We start from the raw sequence: 22,173 nt of genomic DNA on the forward strand, positions 1-22,173 counted from the left end.
CATGCAATCAGCGATAGATCGGCAGCAATGCCTGCCGTACCAGCGTCAGGCCGTTGGCGATGTCGCCGACGGGATCGGGCGCGGCGTCCAGCTCCAGAATGGCCCAGCCTTCATAGACACGCTCGCGCAGCAGCCTGATCCAGCCCGGCCAATCGACGCGGCCGAGCCCGAAGCCGCAGAAATAGGGACGATGACGATCATGAATATATTCGTCGATCGGCGTGTCGGCCGGCATCGGTCCAAGCGCGTCCTTCCAATGGGCGATGATGACCCGTTCGTGATGGCGGTCGACGACAGCAAGCGGATCGGACCCGGCGACGATGATATGGGCAGTGTCCGGGCACATGTGGACATAGGCGGGGTCCGTCAGCAGCATCAGGAGATCGACGTCGCGGGAGGCGGCAAAGATCGAATGCGCCTCTGTGTGAACCGCAAGACGCACGCCCTTGGCGTAGAGGATCGCGCCGAGGCGGTTGAGGAAATCGGCGATCTTGCGGGCCTGCTCGAAATCGAAGAACCGAACCGGCTGAGCGCCTGGCGTCTGGCGCAGCGGTGCGCCGATGACCATGATATCGCTGCCGCAGGCCTTGAGAAATGCGGCATATTTCTCCGCTTTGTCAATGATGGCTGCCTGTGCCGACGCTTCGGTGAAATCGCCGGCCGCCTCGAGTTCGGCAAAGAAGCCGCTCGCCAATGTCAGGCCGCGTCTGGAAAGCTCGCTTGCGAAGGCCTCGACCGATCCATAGGTTTTCGTCGCATCCTGCCAATTGAAGGGCGAGAAGGTCAGCTCGACGCCGGTGACGCCCGATGCCTCAACTGCATCGAGGATCTTGTCCCAGAAGGCGCGGGGTTCGCTGCGGGAAAGCGCGATTATGCCGTCGTAGTCCTCGACGCCCCAGAAGCCGGGATGAAAGAAGGTGACGAGATCCACGCCAAAGCGAAGCCGTTCGGTCGAGCTCATGATGCTGTCCGTTCTCGAGGGTAGGGATCATCATCCACGGAGTCCACCCCGAGATGATTAATCCAATAATGATTTCAATATGCTATCGTTTGGCAAACGTTTGCCATAACTTGATAGTAGACAAGTCGTTTCCATATGCAAGCGATTTTTGGCAAACGTTTGCTATGCAGAAGGGATTGCCGTAGCATCCGACGCGGCAGGGATCGGGAAGGAAACAAAAAAGTGAAAGATAACAAGAACGTACCCACGGAGGACTATTCCGGCCCTCTGATGGCGGATGTCGCAAGGCTGGCGGGAGTGGCGATCTCCACCGTCAGCCGTGCCCTTGCCAATCCCGGGCGCGTCAACGAGAAGACACGCGCCAAGATCGACGCGGCCGCCAAGCAACTGGGCTACACGCCCAATGCCATGGCGCGGGGCCTCAGGGTCGGCAAGTCCACTACGGTCATGATCATTCTGCCGGGCTCGCTCTATTACGGCGTCTCTCAGGTCATTCCCCAGGTCCTGCAGAGCATCAACAAGGCCCTGCTGCAGAATGGCTACAATCTGATGATCGCCAATCTCGGCCGCGACGCGGAATCCGAGCGTCATATTCTCGATCTGGCGTTCGGCGGCACCATTCGCGGCGCCATCATCCTTTCCTCGAAGCTGCCCGAAGTCGATGGCCGATCTCTTGCCAATGCCGGCTTGCCGATCGTTTCCATGCTGCTCGACATGAGCGACGCCGGCGTGCCGAGCGTCGTGACCAACGATCGCGAGGCGGTGCGGGACGCGACGGCCGAGATGATCAAGATGGGGCACAGGCGCTTTTTCTATATTGCCGGTCCGCAGGATAATTATCACGATGTCGAGCGATATGCCGGTGCGCTGGAAGCGCTACACAACGCCGGACTTTCGCTAGATGCGCTGTCGCGATCCGGCGGTAATCTCGACTATCAGAAGGGTTTCGAGATCGGCATTCAGGCTGCCGAAGATTTCGCGCGCCTCAAGGATCGGCCGACGGCCGTGATCGCCACCAGCGATGACATGGCGATCTCCTTCATAAGCCGCATGCAGAAAGCGGGGCTGCGCATTCCCGAGGATCTGTCGGTGGTTTCCTTCGATGGCGCACCGGTTTGCGAATTCTGCTTCCCGCCGCTCTCGACCATCGAGCAGCCATTCGAGGAGATGGGACAGGTGGCCGTGGCGCGTCTGCTCGATGCGATCGGACATGCGAAAAAGGGGCGGGATATGCGTGCTGTCATCCGCAGCAGGCTTATTCTGCGCGAGAGCATCGCTTCGCCGAAGCCCTTTGGTTCATAGCCTGATGCGATCGGATGGTGGCGTTGGCCGCCTGCACCTGAAGGAAGCGCGGGCGGCAATCTTTATCTGGCTCAGCTGGCCGATCCGGCAGGGATGGGTGGTGTGGAGTGAACGGATTACATACGGGCGCAGCTGAGAAGGCAATGTAAATCGATTTGCAAAAGCATTTGCAAATCGATTTACTATGTCATAGCGTGACCCTATGACCACGATCGCCAAAGTTGCCAAGCGTGCCGGAGTTTCACCGACCACAGTGTCGCATGTCCTCAATCATGCCGACCGCGTCTCGGCGGATATGCGCAGGCGCGTCGAGGAAGCGATCGCCGAGCTGGGTTATGTGCCGAACCCGTTCGCACAGAGTCTCAGGACCGGCCGCACCAATCTCGTTGCCATGCTGATCCCGGATATCCGCAACCCCTTCTACCCGGAGATGGTACAGGCGGCGCAATCCGACCTCGAAGCGATCGGGATCGATCTCCTGGTTTTCAATACCGATGTACCGGGCGGCCATTCCCAGGAGCACGGTACGCACTACCTCCGCCAGATCCGCAGCCGTCGGATCGACGGCCTCATCGTCGGAGATTTCGCACTGCATGGCATGCACGATGCCTTGCTCGAAATCGATCTGCCGACCGCATTCATCGGCGACCTGCCGAACCAGGCGGTCGACAGCGTCAAGATCGATGATTTCGGTGGCGGCCGTCAGATGGGAGCTTATCTGGCCCAGAAAGGTCACCGCCGGATCGCCCATCTGACCGGACCGTCCTTTTTTGCCGAAGCCATGGCGCGCGCCGCCGGTTTCGAGCAGGGCCTGCGCGACAACGGCGTCGAGCCGATCGCCGAATTGCGACGTGAGGGAAGCTATCTCGGCCCGTCAGGGGAAGAGGCCGTCGATTGGCTTCTGGCGAATTATCGGAACGATCTGCCGTCCGTAATCTTCTTCGGAAACTACCTGATGGCGGCAGGCGCGCTTGCCGCCTTCTTCGATCGCGGCATCAGCGTGCCTGATGATATCGGCATTGCCGTCTTCGGCGATCAGCCGCAGCTCGAATATGTCAGGCCGCGGATCACAAGGGTCGGCAACACGCCGTCGCTGCTTGCCCATCGCGCAACCGAGATGCTGCTGGAGAGGCTTTCGGGAGCTTATGCAGGACCCGCGCGTTCGGACGTGATCCCCTGCAATCTGCACGTCTTCGATACCGCATGAAGTGAGGCTCCGTCACCCGGGAGGAGTGTGGTGGCGGCAATATTGAAAAATGGGAGGAAGTCATGACTGGTAAGGATAAATTCGTCACCGCCGCAACCCGTCGCAGCCTGCTCAAGGGCGGAGCGGTCCTCGCCGCCGGTGCCGCGGTCGGATTGAGCGGATTTCCCTATATATCGCGCATGGCCGTGCGGGCGCAGAGCGCGCCGCTGAAGTTCTGGCAGTTCTACGCGCCGGGCGGCCCGGTCCAGAGCCAGATCGACTGGTTCGAAAAGGCGGTCGCGGCCTGGAACGATAGCCATCCGCAGAAGATCGAGCTCGAATATGTGCCGAACGCGGAATACATCAACGGGCCGAAGCTTGCGACCGCATTCGCCTCCGGCGAGGGGCCGGATATCTTTCTCATCTCGCCAGGTGATTTCCTGCGCTATTACAATGGCGGTGTCCTGCAGGACCTGACGCCTCATATCGACGCCAAGGAGGATTTCCCCGAGAGCGTGATCGCCAACCGCATGGTTGACGGCAAGATCTACGGCATTCCGATGGAAGTCGAGCCTATGGCCATGTACTATTCGGTCAAGGCTTTCGAAGAGGCGAAGCTGAACGAGAACGATGTCCCCAAGACCTGGGACGACCTGCTCGAGCTCGCCAAGAAGCTGACGACGCCGAAGCGCTTTGGCGTCTTGTTCGAGACCCAGCCGGGCTATTACCAGAATTTCACCTGGTATCCTTTCCTCTGGCAGGGCGGCGGCGAATTCCAGGGCAAGGACGGCAAGAGCGCCTTCGATTCACCCGCCACGGTTCAGGCGCTGAAGTTCTGGCAGGATGCCATCAATTCAGGCGCTGCCCCGCGCCAGGTCATGGGCAGCGGGGCGAACGACACGGTCGCCAACCTTGCTTCGGGCTATTGCGCCATCCAGAACGTCGGCATCTGGGGCATCTCGCAATTGCAGAGCAATGCCAAGGATTTCAAATATGGCGTCTTCCGCCTGCCGACACCGCCAAACGGCAAATACGTGACCGTCGGCGGCGGCTGGGCCTTCGTCGCCAATGCCAAGGGCAAGAACCCGGATGCGGCGGCGCAATTCTGCGCCTGGGCGCTGGCATCCAAGGACAAAGGCTCCGTACAGCGCGTCGCCGATTGGTGCACCAAGGGCAAGTCGGACATGCCGCCGCGCGAAAGCGCCCTTGCCGCCGGCGGCGATGCCTTCAAGACCGGAATGATCGGCAAGTTCGCCTCCGATGTCTATCCCGGCACCCGCGCCGAACCGCGCCTGCCTCCGGAAGTTTATAAGATCATCTCGGACGCGATCCAGCAGACCCAGCTCGGCGGCGCCGATCCACAAGCGACGGCAACATCCGCCTCGCAGCAGCTCGATGCGTTTCTCGGCTCTTACAGCGGCGCACCCATTCTCTAGGAAGAACCGTCGGCCGCTTCGGTACTAGCCGGAACTGTCGGCTCTCTTTTTGGGACGAGATCATGACGACAAGTGCAGATGCGACGACACTCCATGCGGATGGCAGACGGAAAGGCCTTTCGGCTCGGCATCGAGAATGGATCGCAGGCTACCTCTTCGTGCTGCCCGATGCGCTCGGCCTCTTCCTCTTTCTCGGCGTGCCGATGTTTCTGTCGCTCGTGCTGAGCGTCTACGAAGTCGACGGCTTCGGCGGTTACAATTTCGTCGGAGCCAGGAACTATATCCGCATGTGGCATGATCCCCTGTTCTGGAAAGGGGCGAGGGTAACCGCACTTTATGCCGTCATGCTCGTGCCGTCGCTCTATGTCACGGGCCTGGGGGTGGCGCTTCTCGTGCAGCAGACCAATCGCTTCAACGCGGTCATCCGCTCGATGTTCTTTGCACCCAACATGGTGAGCCTCGTTGTCGTCGCCCTCGTCTGGCAGTTCACGGTGATCGACAAGATCGGTGTCGTCGGCCAGACGATGGCCGGCCTCGGCCTTCCTACGATCTCCTTCCTTGGCGATCCGAACTTCGCGCTGATCACCGTGGTTCTCGTCAGCCTCTGGTTCCTGATGGGCTTCTATATGCTGATCTTCCTCGGTGGCCTGCAGGATATACCGAAAGAATATTACGAGGCAGCGATGATCGATGGTGCCGGTCCGGTCAAGCGTTTCCGCTATATCACGCTGCCGCTGCTGAAACCCACCAGCTTCTTCGTTTTCATGGTTTCAATGGTGGCAGCCGTTGCCGGCGCCCAGGCCTTCGACATCATCTATGTTATGACCAAGGGTGGGCCGGCCAATTCGACGGCGGTGCTGATCGTCTACATCTATCAGCAGGCCTTCTCCTTCGGCGCCTTCGGCTATGCAGCCGCAATGTCGTCGATCCTGGTCGTCGCGCTCATGATTGTCACGGCGGTCTTCTTCGTCGTGACACGCGGAGGACGTTTCGACCATGCGGAATGATGCTTCCAATGCCCATTTTTCGCGATCGCAGGTCACGCTGGTGCGCTGCCTGTGGATGTTGATCTCAGCCATACTGGCGTTGATGACGCTGTTTCCGCTGCTCTGGATGCTGTCGATAGCCTTCAAGCCGGCAGCCGAATCCTTCTCATCGAACCTTATTCCGGAATCGCCGACGCTCGACAATTTCATCTATGTGCTGACCGGCGTGCCCTTCATCCGCTACATGCTGAACAGCTTCTTCGTCTCAGCAACGGTGACGATGGTCGCGCTGTTCTTCCACACCATGGCGGGCTATGCGCTCGCGCGCCTGCGCTTCCCCGGGCGCGAGGTCATCTTCCTGGCCATTTTCTCGACCTTCCTCGTCTCGCTGCCTGTCGTCATTGTGCCGTTGTTCATCATTGTCAAGGCGATGGGCATGATCAATTCCTATGCGGGCCTGATCGTTCCTGCAATCTTCAATGCCTTCGGTATCTTCCTGCTGCGGCAATATTATCTCTCCCTGCCGCGTGAGATCGAGGAGGCAGCGGTGATCGACGGCGCGGGTTACTGGCGCATCTATTGGAGCATCATCTTACCCTTGAGCCGGCCGATCATGTCGGCGCTTGCCATCCTGTTCTTCCTCGCCAACTGGAACTCCTTCCTGTGGCCGCTCACCATCACCTCCAATCCCAATCTCTGGATGGTGCAGGTCGGCATCGCCAACTTCAAAAGCCAGTATTCGGCGTCCTGGAACTACATGATGGCGGCCTCTACCATCGTCGCCATTCCCACTCTCATCCTCTTCGTGATTTTCCAGCGGCAGATCATGGATTCGCTGAAGACCAGCGGCCTGAAATAGCCGGTTTCATTCAAGACAGGAGACATTCATGAGCAATCTCGGCCTTTCACCCCTGCGCGGGCTTGCGAAACTGCGCGAAGCAAAGACGCGCCGCTTTTCGAGCTACGACCGCACCGGTGGCAACGACGATCGCTTCCATATCGAACCGGGAAAGACGGAGGTCATTGCCGAACATTCGGGAGCCGGCATCGTCACCCATATATGGGCGACGCTTGCCTGTGAGAGCGAGAATTTCCTGCGCAAGATCGTGCTGCGCGCCTATTGGGATGGCGAGGCGCAACCGAGCATCGAAGCGCCGATCGGCGATTTCTTCGGCATGGGCCATGGCCGCACCGCAAACTATGCCAGCCTGCCGATGCAGGCGAGCCCGGAGGACGGCAAGGCGTTCAACTGCTATTTCCCGATGCCCTTCGGTTCGCACATGAGGCTGACGATCACGAACGAGGCCGAGCACGACCTGCTCTTCTACTATTATGTCGATCTCGAACTGCATCAAGAGCTCGAAGAGGGCATGGGGCGCCTCCACGCGCAGTATCGCCAGTCGCAGCCCCAGGGCATGAGCGACGCAGGCCTAACCAACGAGGAATATCTCTTCGGCGGTGAGAATGTCGACGGCAGGGAAAACTATACCATCCTGGAGGCGGTAGGGCACGGCCACTATGTCGGCGTCCTCTACAGCGTCTATTCGCGCCGCCGCTCCGATGTCTGGGACTGGTACGGCGAGGGCGATGACATGATCTTCATCGACGGCGAGCAGGGACTTTCGGTGCCGGACACGGTGCGCAAGCCCGACCCGCGCATCGGGCCGAAGGCAGAGCTGATCGAGCCCCGGCCCGAATCTACGCCCGGCGTCAACGATGCCTGGCCGCCGACGCTGCACGGCACGGGAACGGAAGATTATTTCAACACGGCCTGGTGCCCGACCCAGGAATATAGCGCTCCTTATCACGGCATCGTCGCCGCGGGAGGTCCGAACTGGACCGAGCCCGTCACGCTCTACCGCTGGCACATCGAGGACCCGGCGATCTTTCAGAAGCACATCCGGGTGACGATCGAGCACGGTCACGCCAACCGCCGTTCCGACGACATTTCCTCGGTTGCCTTCTGGTATCAGGCCGAACCGCACAAGCCGTTCGGCGCTTTTCCCAGCGTTACCGAACGTGTGCCAACTTTTCGCCGGCCGTTCAAGGAAATGGAAATTGCAATCAAGAAGGCGAGAGGATGAAGGCGAAGGTCTCTTTGCTGCATCTCGAAGATAGCGATATGAAGTTTATGACAATTCCCATTCTGAACCTTGATTTTGCGCAGATACGCCCCTGAAAAGGGTCACAAGTGACCTTTTTGAGGCTTGCCATGACAACGATCAGTTTAAAGGATGCCAAAGCGTCGTTTTCCCATGTCGTCGATCAGGCCGCGGCCGGCGAGTTCGTGACCATTACGCGCCACGGGCGCGCTGCGGCCGTTGTTGTCAGTGTGAAGGCGGCCGAGGAGGCAAAAAAAACGATCCGTAAGGGCCGTCCAAGCCTGGTTCTATATCTGAAGACCTTTCCGGTTGATCCCGATCTTGCCGACGAGGTTTTCTCCAGGAACCCCGCTCCCTCTCGTGAGGTCGATTTGTGAGTTTTCTTCTCGACACCAACGCGGTCTCCATGTTCGCCCCGTCCAAAGCGAGTGCGTCGAACACTTTTGCCGAATGGGTGGATGAACAGGACCGGCAGGACGCAATCTACCTTTCGGCGCAGACGATCCATGAGATCGAGAAAGGTGTCCGGTTGTTGGAAGCAAGAGGTGCGAAGGCAAAGGCCGCCGGGATTCATACCTGGCTGCGAGGATTGATTGCCGGATACGGTGATCATATCTTGCCGGTCGATAAGGACGTTGCTCTTGAATCGGGCAGGCTGGAGGCCAAAGCCGTCGGCGCGGGACACAACCCTGGCGCGGCAGACGCTATCATCGCGGGAACGGCAAGCATACATAAGCTCACCATAATTTCCGCCAATCTCAAACACTTTCAGCCGTTCGGCGTAACCGTCAAGTCACCGGATCAGGTGGGGCGCTGACGCCGTCTCGACAGAATGTTTCGCGCCTTTGCCGCCGCGGCAATGATCAGATGGCGGTAAAGCCGTTGTCGACGAAGAGATGGATGCCGTTGACGAAGTTGGACTCGTCCGAGGCCAGATAAAGGGCGGCACGGGCCACATCCTCGGGCTCGCCGATCCGGCCCTGCTGCGCGGCGATGGCCGCATCCGAGACGTCGACGCCAAGGGCTTGCAGCTCGGCCACTTCGCGCAGTCCATGCGGCGTGCGGATGAAGCCGGGGCAGACGGCATTGCAGCGGATATTGCGATCGCGGAACTCGATGGCGATCGCGCGGGCAAACATGTGCACCGCCCCCTTCGTCGTGTCGTAGAGCACTTCCATCGGCGTTGCGGCAACCGCCGAGATCGATGAGGTGCAGACGATGGAGCCGCCGCCGGCGGCGATCATGCCCGGCAGTACGGCCTTGGTCATCAGGAACATCGAGCGGACGTTGACGCCGTGGAGCCATTCCCATTCCTCGAGCGTCGTTTCGAGAAACGGCTTGATGACGATGGTGCCGGCATGATTGAAGAGTACGGTCACCGCCCCGAAGCGGTCTTCGATGCTTTTGACCGCCGAATTGACGGCCGCCTCGTTCGAAACATCGGCAACCCAATGGTCGGCAATGCCGCCGGCGTCGCGGATCTCACGCACGGTCTCAGCCGCCGCATCGCCGTTTCTGTCGACGATCGCAACCTTTGCCCCTTCAGCTGCAAACAGGCGTGAGGCCGCTCCACCCATGCCGGTGGCGCCGCCTGAAATGATGGCAATCTTGCCCTTGAGCCTGTCCGTCATGCATTCCCTCATCTGCCGCGCGCCCAAGATCGACGCGAATGCGGTCTTTCGACACGGTTGTTCAAAGCCTCCGACCCCGCCGAGGCTATTGCGGAAGATGCGCTTGGTTCTTCTGCGAGGCAAGAACAATCAAGGAGACGGATTCCGGATTTCCCCTCATCGCAGGTAGTGAATATGCGGGCGGCAGTGGTGGGTAGAGGTCCCGGCCCTGCCTCGACGGAAAAGACGTGTCTCAGCAGATTTTCGGTCAGCACGTCTTGCCGTGTGCCGGAGGCGACGATTCTGTCCTGCTGCAGGACGATCACAAGTTTTAAGATTGGAGGTGCTCCAAGCACCCTCGCTGACCTTCGGACGGCACGACGTCGTTTTGCGATCAGAGCAGAAGCCGCGCAGTCTCGCCCTGCCGTGTCAGGCATTCTACTGCTTGCTTATCGAACGATACAAACGTTTCTCCTGCCTAGGTGCTGCAGCAAATCCCGCTTTAGCGTGACTTGCCCTTGTTTTGGCAGTGACGTCATACGAAATTCCTCTTCTGAGGACATTCTAAATAGTAATTGAAAAGATCATTACCATCAAGCCAAGTCGATATGGTCGTGTGCGCCGATCTTAAGGCACAAGCGGTTTTCGAAAGCCATATCGTTCCGACAAAGGTCTTCACTCTTCTGTAAGACTATCTTCGAGCACCATAGATCGCCCGAGCGATGTCCTGCGGATAGGCTCCCAGGCAGCCTTCGACTGCCGTGTTGGACATGACAGCGGCGGAAATGCCTTCAATCGGATCGATAAACCAATTGTGTCCATAAACTCCGCCCCACGTTACCGATCCCTTTGACATCGGAACCTCAGCCAAAACAGGATTCTGGATCACCGCGCCCAAAAAGGAAAATCCTTGTCCCGGCTCGCCTGGACGAGGGATGTCGCCTATCTGGTTGAGAAGCGCCGCCTTCGCGGTCTCACCCTTCAAAATCGGTGCGCCGCCCTGACGAATGGCTTCGAGAAAGGCAATCAAGTCCGGCGCCGTGCCTACCATGCCGGCTCCACCGGACTGGAAAGCCTTCGCGTTGAACAGCCGGGTCGGCGCAAAGGTCAGCAAGTTCCCGTCACTATCCGGAACCAGATGACGATCATCCATCCGGACGGCGATCGGATCGCCATCAGCGTAAGGCGTAGCAAGCCGCTCCGGATCACTGACCGAGAAACCGGTGTCGCTCATCCCGAGCGGATCCGTCACATGACGACGCACAGCTTCATCCAGGCTGCAAGCTTCGATCTTGGCGATGACTGCTCCAAGAACATCGATGGCGATCGAGTAGGACCAAAGCGTGCCCGGTGCAGCCAGGAGCGGAAAGGTCGCTAGTCGGCTGAAGTTCTCTTCGAAATCCATGTCTGTGTCGGAAAGGCCGGCATTGTATAACCGTTCCGATGGCGTTGTTTTCGAATCTGCACCGTAACTGAGACCTGCCGTATGTGTCAGCAGATGGCGGATCGTGATATCGGCTATCTCTCCATTTTGCTGACTGGGCCGGAAATAGGGAAGGTAATCACGTACGAGGTCGCCAAGCGCGAGCCTGCCCTTATCGACAAGAGCCAGAGCGGTGGCTGCCACAAGCGGCTTAGTCACGGAAGCGAGACGGAATATGGTCCGCGTTTCAGTCGGCTTTCCCATTTCGCGATCGGCATAACCGGCAGCGCGGCTATAGACGGTCTCTCCGTCCTTGACGACGACCACGACAGTCCCGACGATCTTTTCGGCCATGATCGCCCTTTCGATAACCGCATCGATCCGCGTCTTCATCAAAAGCATCCTCCCGGACGTCCGAACAAGCAGGCACAGAACTATCTATGCCATTTGTGTTCGGCAAGGCCTGAGGGAAGGCGTCGAGTAGAAAGGTTGGCGATTATCGATGCAGTGGTTCAAGCGAGCAAACGCGCCGCCCACTGGAACAGGAAAAGATGGCACCGCAGATGGTATTTAGAGTATGGTGGGACGAGCAGCTACATGACTGGACGGGGAGAGCTTCATCATTGCAAACCGGCTCCAGGCAAGGCGATATCATGACGACTTGTTCGCTGTGCTTGACCATATTGCCGCCAACCCGCGAATGACACGTGAGCGAAAAGAGATTTCACCACCAGTTAGAATTCATCCGTTCAAAGCCCATCTTATTGTCTACCGGATCGAGGAAAACGGAGCAATTTTCGTGATCCGAATACGCCATGGACGTGAAGACTGGGCAGGCGATCCTGTCTAGATGTAAGGGGTGGAGGCGCGGCAGTAGCGTTGCCACATTATCTGACGTTCCTTGGACCTCTTCTGGCGGAAAGCAGATGCGATCTGCCTAATCGGCTGGAGATGGCACGCGCAAAAGAAGGCTGGAAAAACTTCGGCGAAACCAACCGACACCAGGTGTCAGAGGAAGCATGAATCATCGCGCCAGCGAGGCGGATCTGCAATCATCCGGCTTTAGGATTTCGATGCATGCGCCGGTTTGCTCTTTCGTTTCGTCGACGCCATGTCTCGGAGCTCCTTTTCGGTCATCGAATTGACCATGCTCTTGGACGCACCTTTCAATTCGCTTTTCTCCTTCTCGCCCCGTTTGGCGGCAAGGGCGGCACCAGCAGCCATTTGCTGCGACTTCGATTTTGCAGGCATATCTGTTCTCCAGAATATCGGCGATATCTAAGCGGAACGACCGGCGCCGCTGGATGTTCCGAACGATTGTCAAAAGCCCCAACGCACCTTGCATTGAAGCCAAATGCAAGAGATCCCCTCAATGTCAGGCATTCCTTACGAACCGGGTCCTTAATCCGAAGAATAAAGTGCGCGTCTGATAACCTTGGCTCTGCCGTCGACGCGCACCTGTGGCGTGCCAACGAGATCGCCGGTACGCGGCTTCGGCTGCCTTCCTTGCCGCTGGTTCGCTCAGTTTTCGATTTACCAAAGCAGCGCCCGCCTCGCGCGGCCGCCATGGCATAGTGGCTGGATTCCAGCGGAACATTCGCTTCTCAGCCATGTTCGGGCATGTGACTTGTCTCCCTGTCGAGGGCGCGCAAGCTCAAATTTCATAAGCCACAGGAGGGCCGGATGGTCGGCAAAAAGGCCTATGAACAGCAATTGCGCATCATCGAAAGAACTGGTTTGATACCTTCCGCATTGTTGCGGACGTGATCGGCTCCCTTATCGTGAAAGGGATGATCATTCGCCGGGTACTGACGGAAAATCTTGTCGACCGCTTCGATCTCGGAAGTCGGGCTGTGCGGTTCATACAGCGCCTGTTGGAACAGTGCACTGCCCTGCGCCGGGCATGCCATTGGCGCAGGCACGGGGACGTCCGGTGGCGGGTTCATACCGCAAGAAGAGAGTTTGGTCAGAAATTCTGACCTGTTCCAAACGTATATGCAGCAGCTTTATTCCCGGCCGAAACCCTGCGAGCTTATGGCAAGCACCATCGGAAATCGCGGCAGCCCTCAGTCCTGCTCGCGCGTACCTGGGGCGGCTTCACGCTCATCGGCATCATCAAGATCGCTTTCAACAACAAACGTGTCGCGGCGCTGGCGCGACGCCTCCTTCATTGTCTTCGTTTTAGGAACGTCGTCGGGTGCGATCTCGTCGGCATGTTCCGTTTGGGAATCGATCTCGCCTTTGATCTGACCGATGGCTTGCGCACCGATGTCGAGAGGTCTCTTTTTGCGGGCTTTCCGCGGAGTGTCACCTTTTCGTGGGGCAGCATTCATGTTGTTTCATCCTCTGATATCCGTCAGACCGTCATCCGAATTACCGCTATGGACCGCCAGCTTCCGTCAATACCGGTGCCAGGCTATCTCGCTGGCCGGCACCGGCGAGATCAAGCGTCTTTGCGGCCACAGAACAGTCTCGCGGGCGCGATGTTCCTGAACGAACGGATCAGCGGATGGATATTCAAAAAAACTGGCGCCATCCGGAACCTGCGAGGCTTTCATCCCGTTACCCCGTGGAAATCGGGGGAAACCTCATGCATAGCCTTTCGGGCGAACGGGAACGTCCTAACCTCTCCCGGGCCATCGGCACGCTTCTGCAAAAATGATTTCGGCCAAGCCCGTTATGATGGTCCCCAGCCGCCGCGAGGCGACCGGCCTCATCGCTATATTTCCGGCTTGCGGTCCTGCCGTGCCAAGCCCGGCAGTTCCGGAGGCGGTTGGGGCGACCGCGACGTGGGCAGAGGCGAAGAAGCATATTTTGGCCGAAACAAATGTCGTACGGACCTATCAAACGGCATAGTCCGATTGCGAGCCCAACATGCGTCCTACGGCTGAAATGAGGCAACTCACCGCAACGATCTTGAAAGGAACTGTGATGACCCGTGCAAGCAAGAAACATATTGGTCAAGGCGCTCAGGGAAAAGGTGATCCGTCGGGCGCGCGATCGATGCTCGACGACGATCGACTCGAGGAAAATGCGGTTCTGTCGAACAGAGATAAGGCCCAGCATTCGAAGCAACGAGGGCTGGACTCTAAAAATGTCCAAACGGAACAATACCATGATCATGCCGCTAATCGTCGCGTCGACAAGCAATGAGCTGTTGCCGGCCAGCATGCCGGAATGGCGGCTCGGGACTCGATGAAAGATCCCTGAGGCCAGCCAATTAAAAGGCAGATCATGTCGAACCCTATGGAAAGCAGAATTCGTCTTCGCGCCTACCGAATTTGGGAGGAAGAGGGCAGACCCGAGGGCTGCGATGTCGAGCACTGGCGTCGCGCGGAACGCGAGATCACGTCGCAGGAGCGAACTGCGCCCGTTGAATCCTCTGCTGGAGCCTCTGTGGCTGCGCCGTCCGACACGGAGGAAACGGAAGGTGCGACGCATGCCATGCGGGTCCCTGTTGCGCCGCCATCTCTCAAGAGGACCGGCAGAACCAGGAAATCTTGACACGCATTTCGCAAACAGCCGCCGATTTGGATCCGCCTGCATCCGCATCTGGCCGAAATACTTCGTACAGCTTCACATCCATAGGACGGTGCCAATATCGCGCGTGGCATCTCAAAGGCGCGTAATAAGCTCAATGGCTGAACTATCGCGCACTCGGGAATGTGCCCGGAACATTTTGATGGCGACAGTGTTCGGCGGCCGAAGGGAACACCCCACGATGCCGTTTCGAATAATTTTCCACTATCTGAGAATCGCCGCTACGGCCTCCGCCCTGCTGCTAAGCGCGGCGGCGATGAGCCATGCGTGGCCCGCCGAGATGAGCCGCGACTGTATGATAGAGCGGGGTGGCATGCATGAGGCTCAGGCAAAGGACAAGACCCAGCCTTGTTGTTGTTTCACGGCACACTGCTGCGCGCTGGTTCCCGACCTCGTTGCCGGCGAGGATCACGTCAGAGAAGCGGACAATCCCGTGGCCCGATCGATCCAGCCGAATCCGCTTATCCTGGTCAGGGCGTTAGACCCGCCCCCTCGGTCGTCGTTCGGTTGACAGAGATCGAACCCAACCAGAAGGAGGTCGACATGAATATCGTCGACAAGACCGCAATCGCAGCAAGCGTCGCCATGGCAGCCTTCGCGCTGCAACCCGCCAGCGCAGCAGCGCAGATGGCGTATCCGCAGAAGTGCAAGTCTGAAAGCCTTCAGATGTCGGCCGGCATGCCGATGCCTGGCAACATGACCGATTACCAGAAGGCGGCCATGGACGGCATGAAGGATATGAATTCCAACATGATGCAGGGAATGATGAAGAAGGACGCCGATGTGTCCTTTATCTGCGGCATGATCGCTCATCATATGGGTGCGATCAGCATGTCGCAGGTCGAACTCAAGTACGGCCACAATAGATGGGCACGGCAAAAGGCCGGCAAGATCATCGACGAGCAGACCAAGGAAATCAAGGAGATGACCGGGTGGCTCGACCGCGAAATCAAGTAAGGAGGATTCCCAATGAACCAGGTTTCCGAAGACATGAAGAGCTGCATCGAAGACTGTCTCGCCTGCTATGGCGAATGCCTGTCCACCGCACTGGGCCATTGCCTCGAGGCCGGCGGAGAGCACGTTCAGCCGCCCCACTTTAAGCTGATGATGGCCTGCAGCGAGATATGCCGCACGGCCGCGCATTTCATGTTGATAGGCTCCGAGCATCATCGCCACGTCTGCCGTGAATGCGCGGAGATTTGTGCTCAATGCGCTGACGACTGTGAACGCATCGGCGACATGCGGGATTGCGTGGTCGCCTGCCGCCGCTGTGCGGACAGATGTCGGAGCATGGCGGCCTAGAATAAAGGGCGCTAATCCGGCCTACCGACACACATAGGGATGGAAAGAGGGGAGCGCTCTGCCTGATTGGCGTGAGGCAGAGCTGAGAGGCTTTGCAAACCTCATGCGAAACTTCGGTTGGGGGCGCCAGTCCCGCACGCTTCAGCCCTACAGCGGATAGCTGAAGTTGGCCTGAAGGAACCAAACTCATCCAAGCAATACTTACGGCCGCACTAAGTAAACGTCAGCCATGCAACGGCTTCCACCAGGTGGGCGCAGGAAAGGTATGAAGGTGGTCTCCGACGAAACAGCCGACTTGCTGATGGCTCTGGAGCGATGAGGACAAGCACCAGATCGTCGCCGGAGCTATGGCGGCGAGATGTCTGTGAGTGCTGTTCTTCGACGGCATGGTTTATCGCCCGGTCGGTTGTTCACCTGGCGGCGGCAGTTGCGAACGCAGCCAGAGCAGGCCTCATCGGCAATGTTTGTGCCAGCAGTAATCGATACTCCAGCGGAAAGGCCTCGACGCGGCGCAAGACGATCGCGAGGAGCACTCCGCATCCTTTTGCCGTTGAGCTGGAAATTGCCGGTGCCGTAATCCGCGCCGTGCCTTTCGGGAGCCGTTTGGCTTCCGAGAGGCTATGTCGTAGCGGCACATCGGGGCTGGAGGTTGCGCCCCCAAAAGCCATTCATGGCTACCATGTCGGCTCCAGCCACAGTTAGCCCTGCGGGCTGGATGCGTTTATATGGCCGCAGCTCTTTTCATTCAACAGAGCGCTATAGGCTGCAATCAGCCTATCCGCATCGACTTCGCTCTCTTGTGGCCCGAAGCTGAGGTGGCTCACCATGAAGTCGGAAAAAATCGCGGTAGGGCGATTGAGAAGGGCCGGCAACTCGATCGTCAACAGGCTTTCGTCATCGCCTTTGGGAAGCGCCATGTGGATCAAATCCTTGCCAAGCCAGGAAATGAAATTGATCGACTGACGCTCCGTCCACTCGACGGTTCTGGCAGGCAGCGGCAACTGCTTGCCGTGAGTTTGCAGAAAGAAATCATGAAGTTCGGTCGCGCGCTTGCCGCTTTTCCAAAGACTTCCACCGAAGCCACCCGGCGGCCATTCGAATTTGCCAAGCTGCTCAGGAAGCGATCCGGCCGCCTGCTGCCAATATGCGCATACGCCATTGTTGACGACGTTGGCCGAGACAATGAAATAATTGGGATTGTTTCGGCGAAACTCGATGAAGTCTTCGAGCTTGTCGATGTCCATATAGACAATGTCATCGTCGCACTTCAGGAATATCGCTTCCGCGTATCTGTTCAGCCTTGTCGCATAATAGTTGTAAGCCTGGGAGTAGGGTGGCTTTTCCTCCGGATTGCCGAGGAAGCGTTGTGTTCGCGACCCCATGTCGCCGAGCTCCAAATTTGCGCCCCATCCGCCACGGACCATGATGGAAGCGCCGGATGGAAATCTGAGATCGTTCCATTGCCCGACATGCACATGGTTCACATGGAGCTGCGTGCCGCCCGTGCTGCTTTTAACCACAATCTGGTTGGCGACGCCGGGTGATAAGATGCCGGGTGTCGCCCGGCTCCATATTTCCGATTTGCTTGCACGCTCTAAACTGAGCAAATCGGTTCGCGGGAGTTTGCGTAGAGCGGTGTATTGATTGTCCCAGCCGCCTACCACCATTTCAAAGAAATGGTCGCTGTCATCGTTCGGAAGAATGGCGATGTGGAAATCATTGCGGATTGCCGCGGTTGTGCGAAAGGAACGCTGGTCTGTCACCGTTCCCGCCAGTTGGTATCTCGCACCGGATTCCATATAGCGCACCGGGCCGAATTCGCGGGTAACCCATTCATGGTCGTCCTGAGAGCGGGTGAAATCCCAAACATGCCATTCATCGATCAATCCGCGCGCCATCGCCTGGCGAACGTAATCGGTCAGAATTTGCATTCTTTTCTGCCTGCCGGCGAAGGTGACAAGGATAACGGGGGCCATACAATTCTCGCTTTGAAATGGGTATGTCGCTTAACGTCTCGGAGCAATGGGATTCGCCCACAGGCGGCCATCCGTTGGGATCGGCGCATGGTCGTGCCGCTCAGCCAGCTTTTCGATATATCGTTGCCGGTAGACGCGATCGTCCTCGAATTCGATATTCTCCAAGACGATTTCCGCACCGATCTCGTAATACACATCGAGGTTGCGCAAGTCAGGCGTCGGCGTTTCGCCACGCTCACATTCGCCTTGCATTTGCCAGAACAACTGTTCGAGGCGCCGGGCCGTGCCGGGCATATCACGCAATACGCTCGTGTCTCGACGCTGCTGCAAAGCGCTTCTGATCGCCGTCAGTCGATGCGGATCACGCGCTAAGCCGATGGCCTTTGCCATATAATCTTCCGGCCCCCGACAAATCAGTTCATCGGCGCCGGCGGCGGAAACGATGCTGTTGCAGAAGCGGGCGGCAAAGCCCTTGCCCGGGAAGGTGAGCACCGGCAGCCCCATTGTCAGGGCATCGGATGCCGTCGAGTGTGCCCCATAGGGAAATGTGTCGAGGAAGAGGTCGGCCAGTCCAATTCGTGCGAGATGATCCGGATTGGCAGCCTTTGCCGCGAAAATAAGTCGCTCCGGTGCGAGGCCATGTTGTTCTGCGGTCTGGCGCAGCCGCTGATTGACATCGTCCTCTCCACCGAGCAACCAAAGAACACTATTTGGGACGGCGGCAAGGATCGCCATCCATCGCGCAAAAGACGCCGCGGTGATTTTCTGCATGCCGTTGAAACAGGCGAATATGAACGCTTCCTCCGGCAGCCCAACATGCGAGCGACTGGGCCGAGAGCCAATCAGCCGCTTGCGGTCCACCGGCTGATTGCAGGCGATCCGCAGTACCTTTTCCGTGAAATAGATTTCGTTGTCAGGCGGGATGATATGCTCATCGGCGATGATATAGTGATGGTACGGACTTCCCATGGAGCCGGGATAGCCACAGAAATTGACGATAACCGGGGCAGGCCGGTAGGCGAATATTTTGCTTCTCGCGTGCTTTGTATATCCATTGACATCGATGAGGATATCGATTTCGTCCTTGGCGATCAGTGAGGCCGCATCCGTATCGCTCAAGCCGGCAATGTCGCGCCAGAAACCAACGGCACTTTTTATTCGTTCCTGTGTCGCATCGTTCACTCGCGGCTCACCACAATAATAGGCGAATATTTCGACGCTATTTTTGTCGTGTAATTCGAAAACCTCGCTCAATGCAAAGCCGACTGCATGATCTCGCAGATCCGAGGAAACATAGCCGACGCGGAGCCGTTGTCCCGTTCCGGTCTTCATGCGCGGCTGCTTGCGTGGAAAACTCCTTAGATCGGGCTGGCCGACGAGTTGCTTGTTGTAGCGATAGGCCTTGGCAAGCTGAAAAAGCGGATCGTCGATGTGGCAGGAAAGCGTCAGGGGGGACATCGCATCGAGCAGTTGCCGCGCAGAAACATGTTCTGACCCGACGAGAGTTGGCCACTTGCATTGGCGTTGCCGCAGCGCCGTCCAGTGCTGGGCAGATTCAGGCTTGTCCGGTCGCAGTTCGATCGCCTGCCATAGGGCAATCTCTGCCTCTTCAAAACGTCCAGCGTTTTCCAGTACGCGGCCAACATGCTGCAGAATCATCAAGCGGTGACCGGTCCGGTCCGCGGTGATCTCGCTCGTCGCCTCCAGATAGCCGCGCCATTGCTGCACCGCTTGGCCGATGAGGCCTTGATCTTCAAGCGCCCGGCCGAGATTGACATGTGCTTGTCCGAAGCGCGGGTCGATCTTGAGGCATGCGCGCAGGGCGTTGATTGCACCGGCGATATCCCCCAACTGTCGAAGTGTGACCGAATAATTGAAATAAATAATGTGCAACAAGGCATGCGTGTCGTTGAACGCTATCCAGGTTTTGTAGAGCTCAGCCGCAAGAGCCGTCTGACCGGCCGCGCCAAGGGCCTCGGCCGTTTGCAGGAGCTCAGGCAGGGGCAGCTGTTGATTGCGAGCCCTGATCTGCAGCTCTGCAAACTTGGGAGGGGTATCCAAGGTAACTGCATTGTCGAAAGGCATAGGCATCCCGCGGCGAATGATGTTTTGGTAGTCCTGACGCTAAAGGACATTACCGTCGCCTTCGTTGTATCGATGCTAGCTTGCTTTGGGCTTGTCAGTCCGCCGGGAGGCTGAAGTAATTTATTCAATTTCCGATAATTAAATTGCGGCGAAATGCAGCCACAATTGGTTGCTTATTGGAATTTGTGAAATAAAGCCGGACAACATTCATCAATTAACGGTTGTCGTTCTCTAAGGTTGTAGGCGTTGTGTCTTCACCTAAAAATACATGTAAAAATACGTCTGCATGATACGCAAATAATCGAGAGGCAATAGGGGGATCAATAATATCCCCGAATATGTAAGAGAAATCTAATAGATTGTTCATCTACCTTAATGAATGCAATGCTTGATTGATGATAAATAATGGCATGGATTCGTTCCCCGCTGAAAGCCAATCTTCTCGCGTGCATGTGACGTAAAGTATATCTACGGTTGTTTTCCGTATATTTATTTGAAAATAATGTTCCGTTAACCTGAAATTAAAGGGACGCCGTTTAGTCCTTTCGTTAAGACACGAGCTGATGGCGCAATATCAGCCCGTGCTGAAGTCCGGTTTTGATCGGGCGGCTCGACGACAGCGGGTCGCTTGAAGGCAAGCGTTGGAACCAGGGCCGTTGCGGACCCTGCATGCATGAAGCCCTCCCAACGCTTCGGCTCCTGAGAGCCATGTTTCTCACAACATTCTTTCCGTTCGGCGGGATGCCAAGTCGCGTGGGCTGCAACAGCGCCCGGCTATGTCGGTGTCACGGTTTCGACGCCGCGTGCGTCGGAATCCGGGGCAAGAGATAGTGCGCTCTTTTCATGCCGCGGGCGTTTGAGAAATGACGTTTGCTATAGGTTAACATTAGGGGCCCCCGACCAATGACCTCAATCATTTCTTCCTTGACCGTCACTCAGATCAAATCTCTTTCCACCACCACCATCGCATCTTTGACGACCAATGACGTGGCAGCGTTGAGCACCACGCAGATCAAGGCGCTCTCCTCCTCGCAGATCAAAGCCTTGAGCACGGACGATGTTGCCGCGCTGACGACGGATCAGATGAGCGCAGTGTCTCCAAGCGCGATCAAGGGCCTAAGCCTCGGGCAGTTGGCTGTCCTCGACACGACAAAGATAGAAAACCTGAGCACCGGCCAGGTCGCCGCTCTCGGTACGGATCAAATCAACGCATTCGGCTCGTCGCAAGCCGGTGCTTTGACGACCTCCCAGGTCCGCGTCCTCAGCTCGGCCCAGATCGGTGCCCTGTCGACGGACGATATTGCCAGTTTCTCCACAGACGATATTGCCGCCATCACGACAGCGGCTCTGGCCGGCCTATCGACGGCGAACGTCGCGGCGCTTTCGTCCGATCAGGCAGCCGTGCTCAGCACGGCTCAAATCGCCGCCCTCAAGACGGGGCAGGTCAATGCGCTGACCTCGACGCAGGTCGGTGCTCTGAGCGCGTCGCAGGTGGGCACGCTCAGCTCGACGCAGGTTGCGGCCCTTAGCACCGCAAACATTGCCGGTCTTTCAACCGTTCAGGTCGCAGCGCTCTCCGCCAAGTCGGTCGCCGGGCTCACCACGGCCCAGATCGGAGCACTCGGCTCTGACAACGTCGCTGCATTGACAACGGCTCAGGTCGGCGCGCTGAACTCCGCCCAGATCGGCGCCTTGAGCAGCAGCGAAATCGCCGGCCTTTCGACCGCTGACATCGCCGCCATCAACACTGCGGCGCTCGGAGGTCTTTCGACCGCCAATGTGGCGATCCTTTCTTCCGATCAGACAGCTGCCCTGAGGGGTGAGCAGGTTGCCGCACTCAAGACAAGTCAGATCCATGCTCTCTCCTCCACGCAGGTCGGTGCACTGACCACTGCGCAGGTCGCCACTCTCAGTGCGACCCAGGTGGCTGCACTGACCACCGACAATGTTGCGGGCCTTTCGACCACGCAGATCGGTGCGCTGACATCGAAGTCGGTGACCGGCCTTTCGACCGCTCAGGTCGGTGCTCTGAGCTCGACCCAGGTCGAGGCCCTGAGCCCCGCTCTCGTCGGCTCGTTGAATTCGGCCCAGATCGGCGCCCTGTCGACCGATGACATCGCCGGCTTCTCGACCGCCGATATCGCTGCCATCACGACGGCCGCTCTCGCCGGCCTGTCGACAGCCAACGTCGCAGCGCTCTCGTCGGATCAGGCGGCGGCTTTGACGACGGCACAGGTTGCCGCGCTGAAGACCAGCCAGGTTCA

The 22,173-nt window shown here is 58.0% G+C and carries 20 protein-coding genes and 3 pseudogenes; 15 read left to right on the forward strand and 8 right to left on the reverse strand.

Annotated features, from left to right (window positions below; translation table 11 throughout):
• Positions 1–7: 7 nt before the first annotated feature.
• Positions 8–961, reverse strand: coding sequence for a sugar phosphate isomerase/epimerase family protein (locus Q4Q11_RS07090; protein WP_498569055.1), 954 nt, complete (start codon positions 959–961; stop codon positions 8–10).
• A 222-nt stretch (positions 962–1,183) separates the two neighbouring features.
• Between Q4Q11_RS07090 and Q4Q11_RS07095 the strand changes: the two genes are divergently transcribed.
• The 8 genes from Q4Q11_RS07095 to Q4Q11_RS07130 all read left to right on the forward strand — a co-directional run bounded on the left by Q4Q11_RS07095 (position 1,184) and on the right by Q4Q11_RS07130 (position 8,790).
• Entirely contained in the window at positions 1,184–2,263 is a 1,080-nt protein-coding gene (locus Q4Q11_RS07095; protein ID WP_498569056.1) for a LacI family DNA-binding transcriptional regulator, read from the forward strand.
• A gap of 202 nt (positions 2,264–2,465) precedes the next feature.
• Complete coding sequence (locus Q4Q11_RS07100; protein ID WP_498569057.1) at positions 2,466–3,470, forward strand: LacI family DNA-binding transcriptional regulator; 1,005 nt, start codon at positions 2,466–2,468, stop codon at positions 3,468–3,470.
• A gap of 62 nt (positions 3,471–3,532) precedes the next feature.
• The gene (locus Q4Q11_RS07105) at positions 3,533–4,885 is read left to right on the forward strand and encodes an ABC transporter substrate-binding protein (RefSeq protein WP_498569058.1); all 1,353 of its coding nucleotides are present in this window, start codon (positions 3,533–3,535) and stop codon (positions 4,883–4,885) included.
• Positions 4,886–4,947: 62 nt separating this feature from the next.
• Positions 4,948–5,892, forward strand: a complete 945-nt coding sequence (locus Q4Q11_RS07110) for a carbohydrate ABC transporter permease (RefSeq protein WP_498569059.1) — start codon at positions 4,948–4,950, stop codon at positions 5,890–5,892.
• Positions 5,882–6,730 (forward strand): carbohydrate ABC transporter permease, encoded by an 849-nt coding sequence (locus tag Q4Q11_RS07115; protein ID WP_498569060.1) that lies wholly within the window; start codon positions 5,882–5,884, stop codon positions 6,728–6,730. Before Q4Q11_RS07110 ends, Q4Q11_RS07115 begins: the two co-directional genes overlap by 11 nt.
• A 28-nt stretch (positions 6,731–6,758) precedes the next feature.
• Positions 6,759–7,955 carry a glycoside hydrolase family 172 protein gene (locus Q4Q11_RS07120; RefSeq protein WP_112502261.1) on the forward strand — a complete coding sequence of 399 codons (1,197 nt, stop codon included), beginning with the start codon at positions 6,759–6,761 and terminating at the stop codon, positions 7,953–7,955.
• A 128-nt stretch (positions 7,956–8,083) separates the two neighbouring features.
• On the forward strand, positions 8,084–8,350 hold the full coding sequence (locus Q4Q11_RS07125; protein ID WP_498569061.1) for a type II toxin-antitoxin system Phd/YefM family antitoxin: 267 nt from the start codon (positions 8,084–8,086) through the stop codon (positions 8,348–8,350).
• A complete protein-coding gene (locus Q4Q11_RS07130) occupies positions 8,347–8,790 on the forward strand; it encodes a PIN domain-containing protein (protein ID WP_112502257.1) in 444 nt (147 codons plus the stop codon). The genes Q4Q11_RS07125 and Q4Q11_RS07130 overlap by 4 nt, the downstream gene beginning before the upstream one ends.
• 46 nt (positions 8,791–8,836) lie before the next feature.
• On the opposite strand, the gene Q4Q11_RS07135 is transcribed toward Q4Q11_RS07130, so the two are convergent.
• Entirely contained in the window at positions 8,837–9,604 is a 768-nt protein-coding gene (locus Q4Q11_RS07135) for an SDR family oxidoreductase (RefSeq protein WP_112502255.1), read from the reverse strand.
• Between the two features lie 670 nt (positions 9,605–10,274).
• Positions 10,275–11,399: a serine hydrolase domain-containing protein gene (locus Q4Q11_RS07140; RefSeq protein WP_498569062.1), complete on the reverse strand. Its 1,125-nt coding sequence runs from the start codon at positions 11,397–11,399 to the stop codon at positions 10,275–10,277.
• Positions 11,400–11,643: 244 nt separating this feature from the next.
• On the opposite strand from Q4Q11_RS07140, the pseudogene Q4Q11_RS07145 reads away from it, so the two are divergent.
• A pseudogene (locus tag Q4Q11_RS07145) lies at positions 11,644–11,856 on the forward strand (type II toxin-antitoxin system RelE/ParE family toxin); the annotation flags it as partial.
• 212 nt (positions 11,857–12,068) lie between these two features.
• Here Q4Q11_RS07145 and Q4Q11_RS07150 read toward each other — a convergent pair.
• From Q4Q11_RS07150 to Q4Q11_RS07160, 3 genes are all read right to left on the reverse strand, one after another.
• Positions 12,069–12,257 carry a DUF3008 family protein gene (locus Q4Q11_RS07150; RefSeq protein WP_112502250.1) on the reverse strand — a complete coding sequence of 63 codons (189 nt, stop codon included), beginning with the start codon at positions 12,255–12,257 and terminating at the stop codon, positions 12,069–12,071.
• 449 nt (positions 12,258–12,706) lie between these two features.
• Entirely contained in the window at positions 12,707–12,928 is a 222-nt protein-coding gene (locus tag Q4Q11_RS07155) for a hypothetical protein (RefSeq protein WP_498569063.1), read from the reverse strand.
• 144 nt (positions 12,929–13,072) lie between these two features.
• Positions 13,073–13,339 (reverse strand): hypothetical protein, encoded by a 267-nt coding sequence (locus Q4Q11_RS07160; RefSeq protein ID WP_498569064.1) that lies wholly within the window; start codon positions 13,337–13,339, stop codon positions 13,073–13,075.
• Positions 13,340–13,937: 598 nt separating this feature from the next.
• Between Q4Q11_RS07160 and Q4Q11_RS07165 the strand changes: the two genes are divergently transcribed.
• The 5 genes and pseudogenes from Q4Q11_RS07165 to Q4Q11_RS07185 all read left to right on the forward strand — a co-directional run.
• Entirely contained in the window at positions 13,938–14,159 is a 222-nt protein-coding gene (locus Q4Q11_RS07165; RefSeq protein ID WP_112502246.1) for a hypothetical protein, read from the forward strand.
• Between the two features lie 93 nt (positions 14,160–14,252).
• On the forward strand, positions 14,253–14,510 hold the full coding sequence (locus Q4Q11_RS07170) for a DUF2934 domain-containing protein (protein ID WP_498569069.1): 258 nt from the start codon (positions 14,253–14,255) through the stop codon (positions 14,508–14,510).
• A 579-nt stretch (positions 14,511–15,089) separates the two neighbouring features.
• Entirely contained in the window at positions 15,090–15,503 is a 414-nt protein-coding gene (locus Q4Q11_RS07175; protein WP_112502237.1) for a DUF305 domain-containing protein, read from the forward strand.
• Positions 15,504–15,515: 12 nt separating this feature from the next.
• Positions 15,516–15,848 (forward strand): four-helix bundle copper-binding protein, encoded by a 333-nt coding sequence (locus tag Q4Q11_RS07180; RefSeq protein WP_498569065.1) that lies wholly within the window; start codon positions 15,516–15,518, stop codon positions 15,846–15,848.
• 355 nt (positions 15,849–16,203) lie between these two features.
• Positions 16,204–16,425 (forward strand): annotated as a pseudogene (locus Q4Q11_RS07185) (transposase); the annotation flags it as partial.
• Between the two features lie 121 nt (positions 16,426–16,546).
• Here the strand turns inward: Q4Q11_RS07185 and Q4Q11_RS07190 are convergent.
• Positions 16,547–17,779 carry a DUF6250 domain-containing protein gene (locus Q4Q11_RS07190; protein WP_498569066.1) on the reverse strand — a complete coding sequence of 411 codons (1,233 nt, stop codon included), beginning with the start codon at positions 17,777–17,779 and terminating at the stop codon, positions 16,547–16,549.
• Between the two features lie 75 nt (positions 17,780–17,854).
• Entirely contained in the window at positions 17,855–19,909 is a 2,055-nt protein-coding gene (locus Q4Q11_RS07195; protein WP_498569067.1) for an O-linked N-acetylglucosamine transferase, SPINDLY family protein, read from the reverse strand.
• 903 nt (positions 19,910–20,812) lie between these two features.
• On the opposite strand from Q4Q11_RS07195, the pseudogene Q4Q11_RS07200 reads away from it, so the two are divergent.
• A pseudogene (locus Q4Q11_RS07200) lies at positions 20,813–22,173 on the forward strand (beta strand repeat-containing protein); the annotation flags it as partial.

Source organism: Rhizobium sp. UFLA01-1127 (assembly GCF_059803845.1).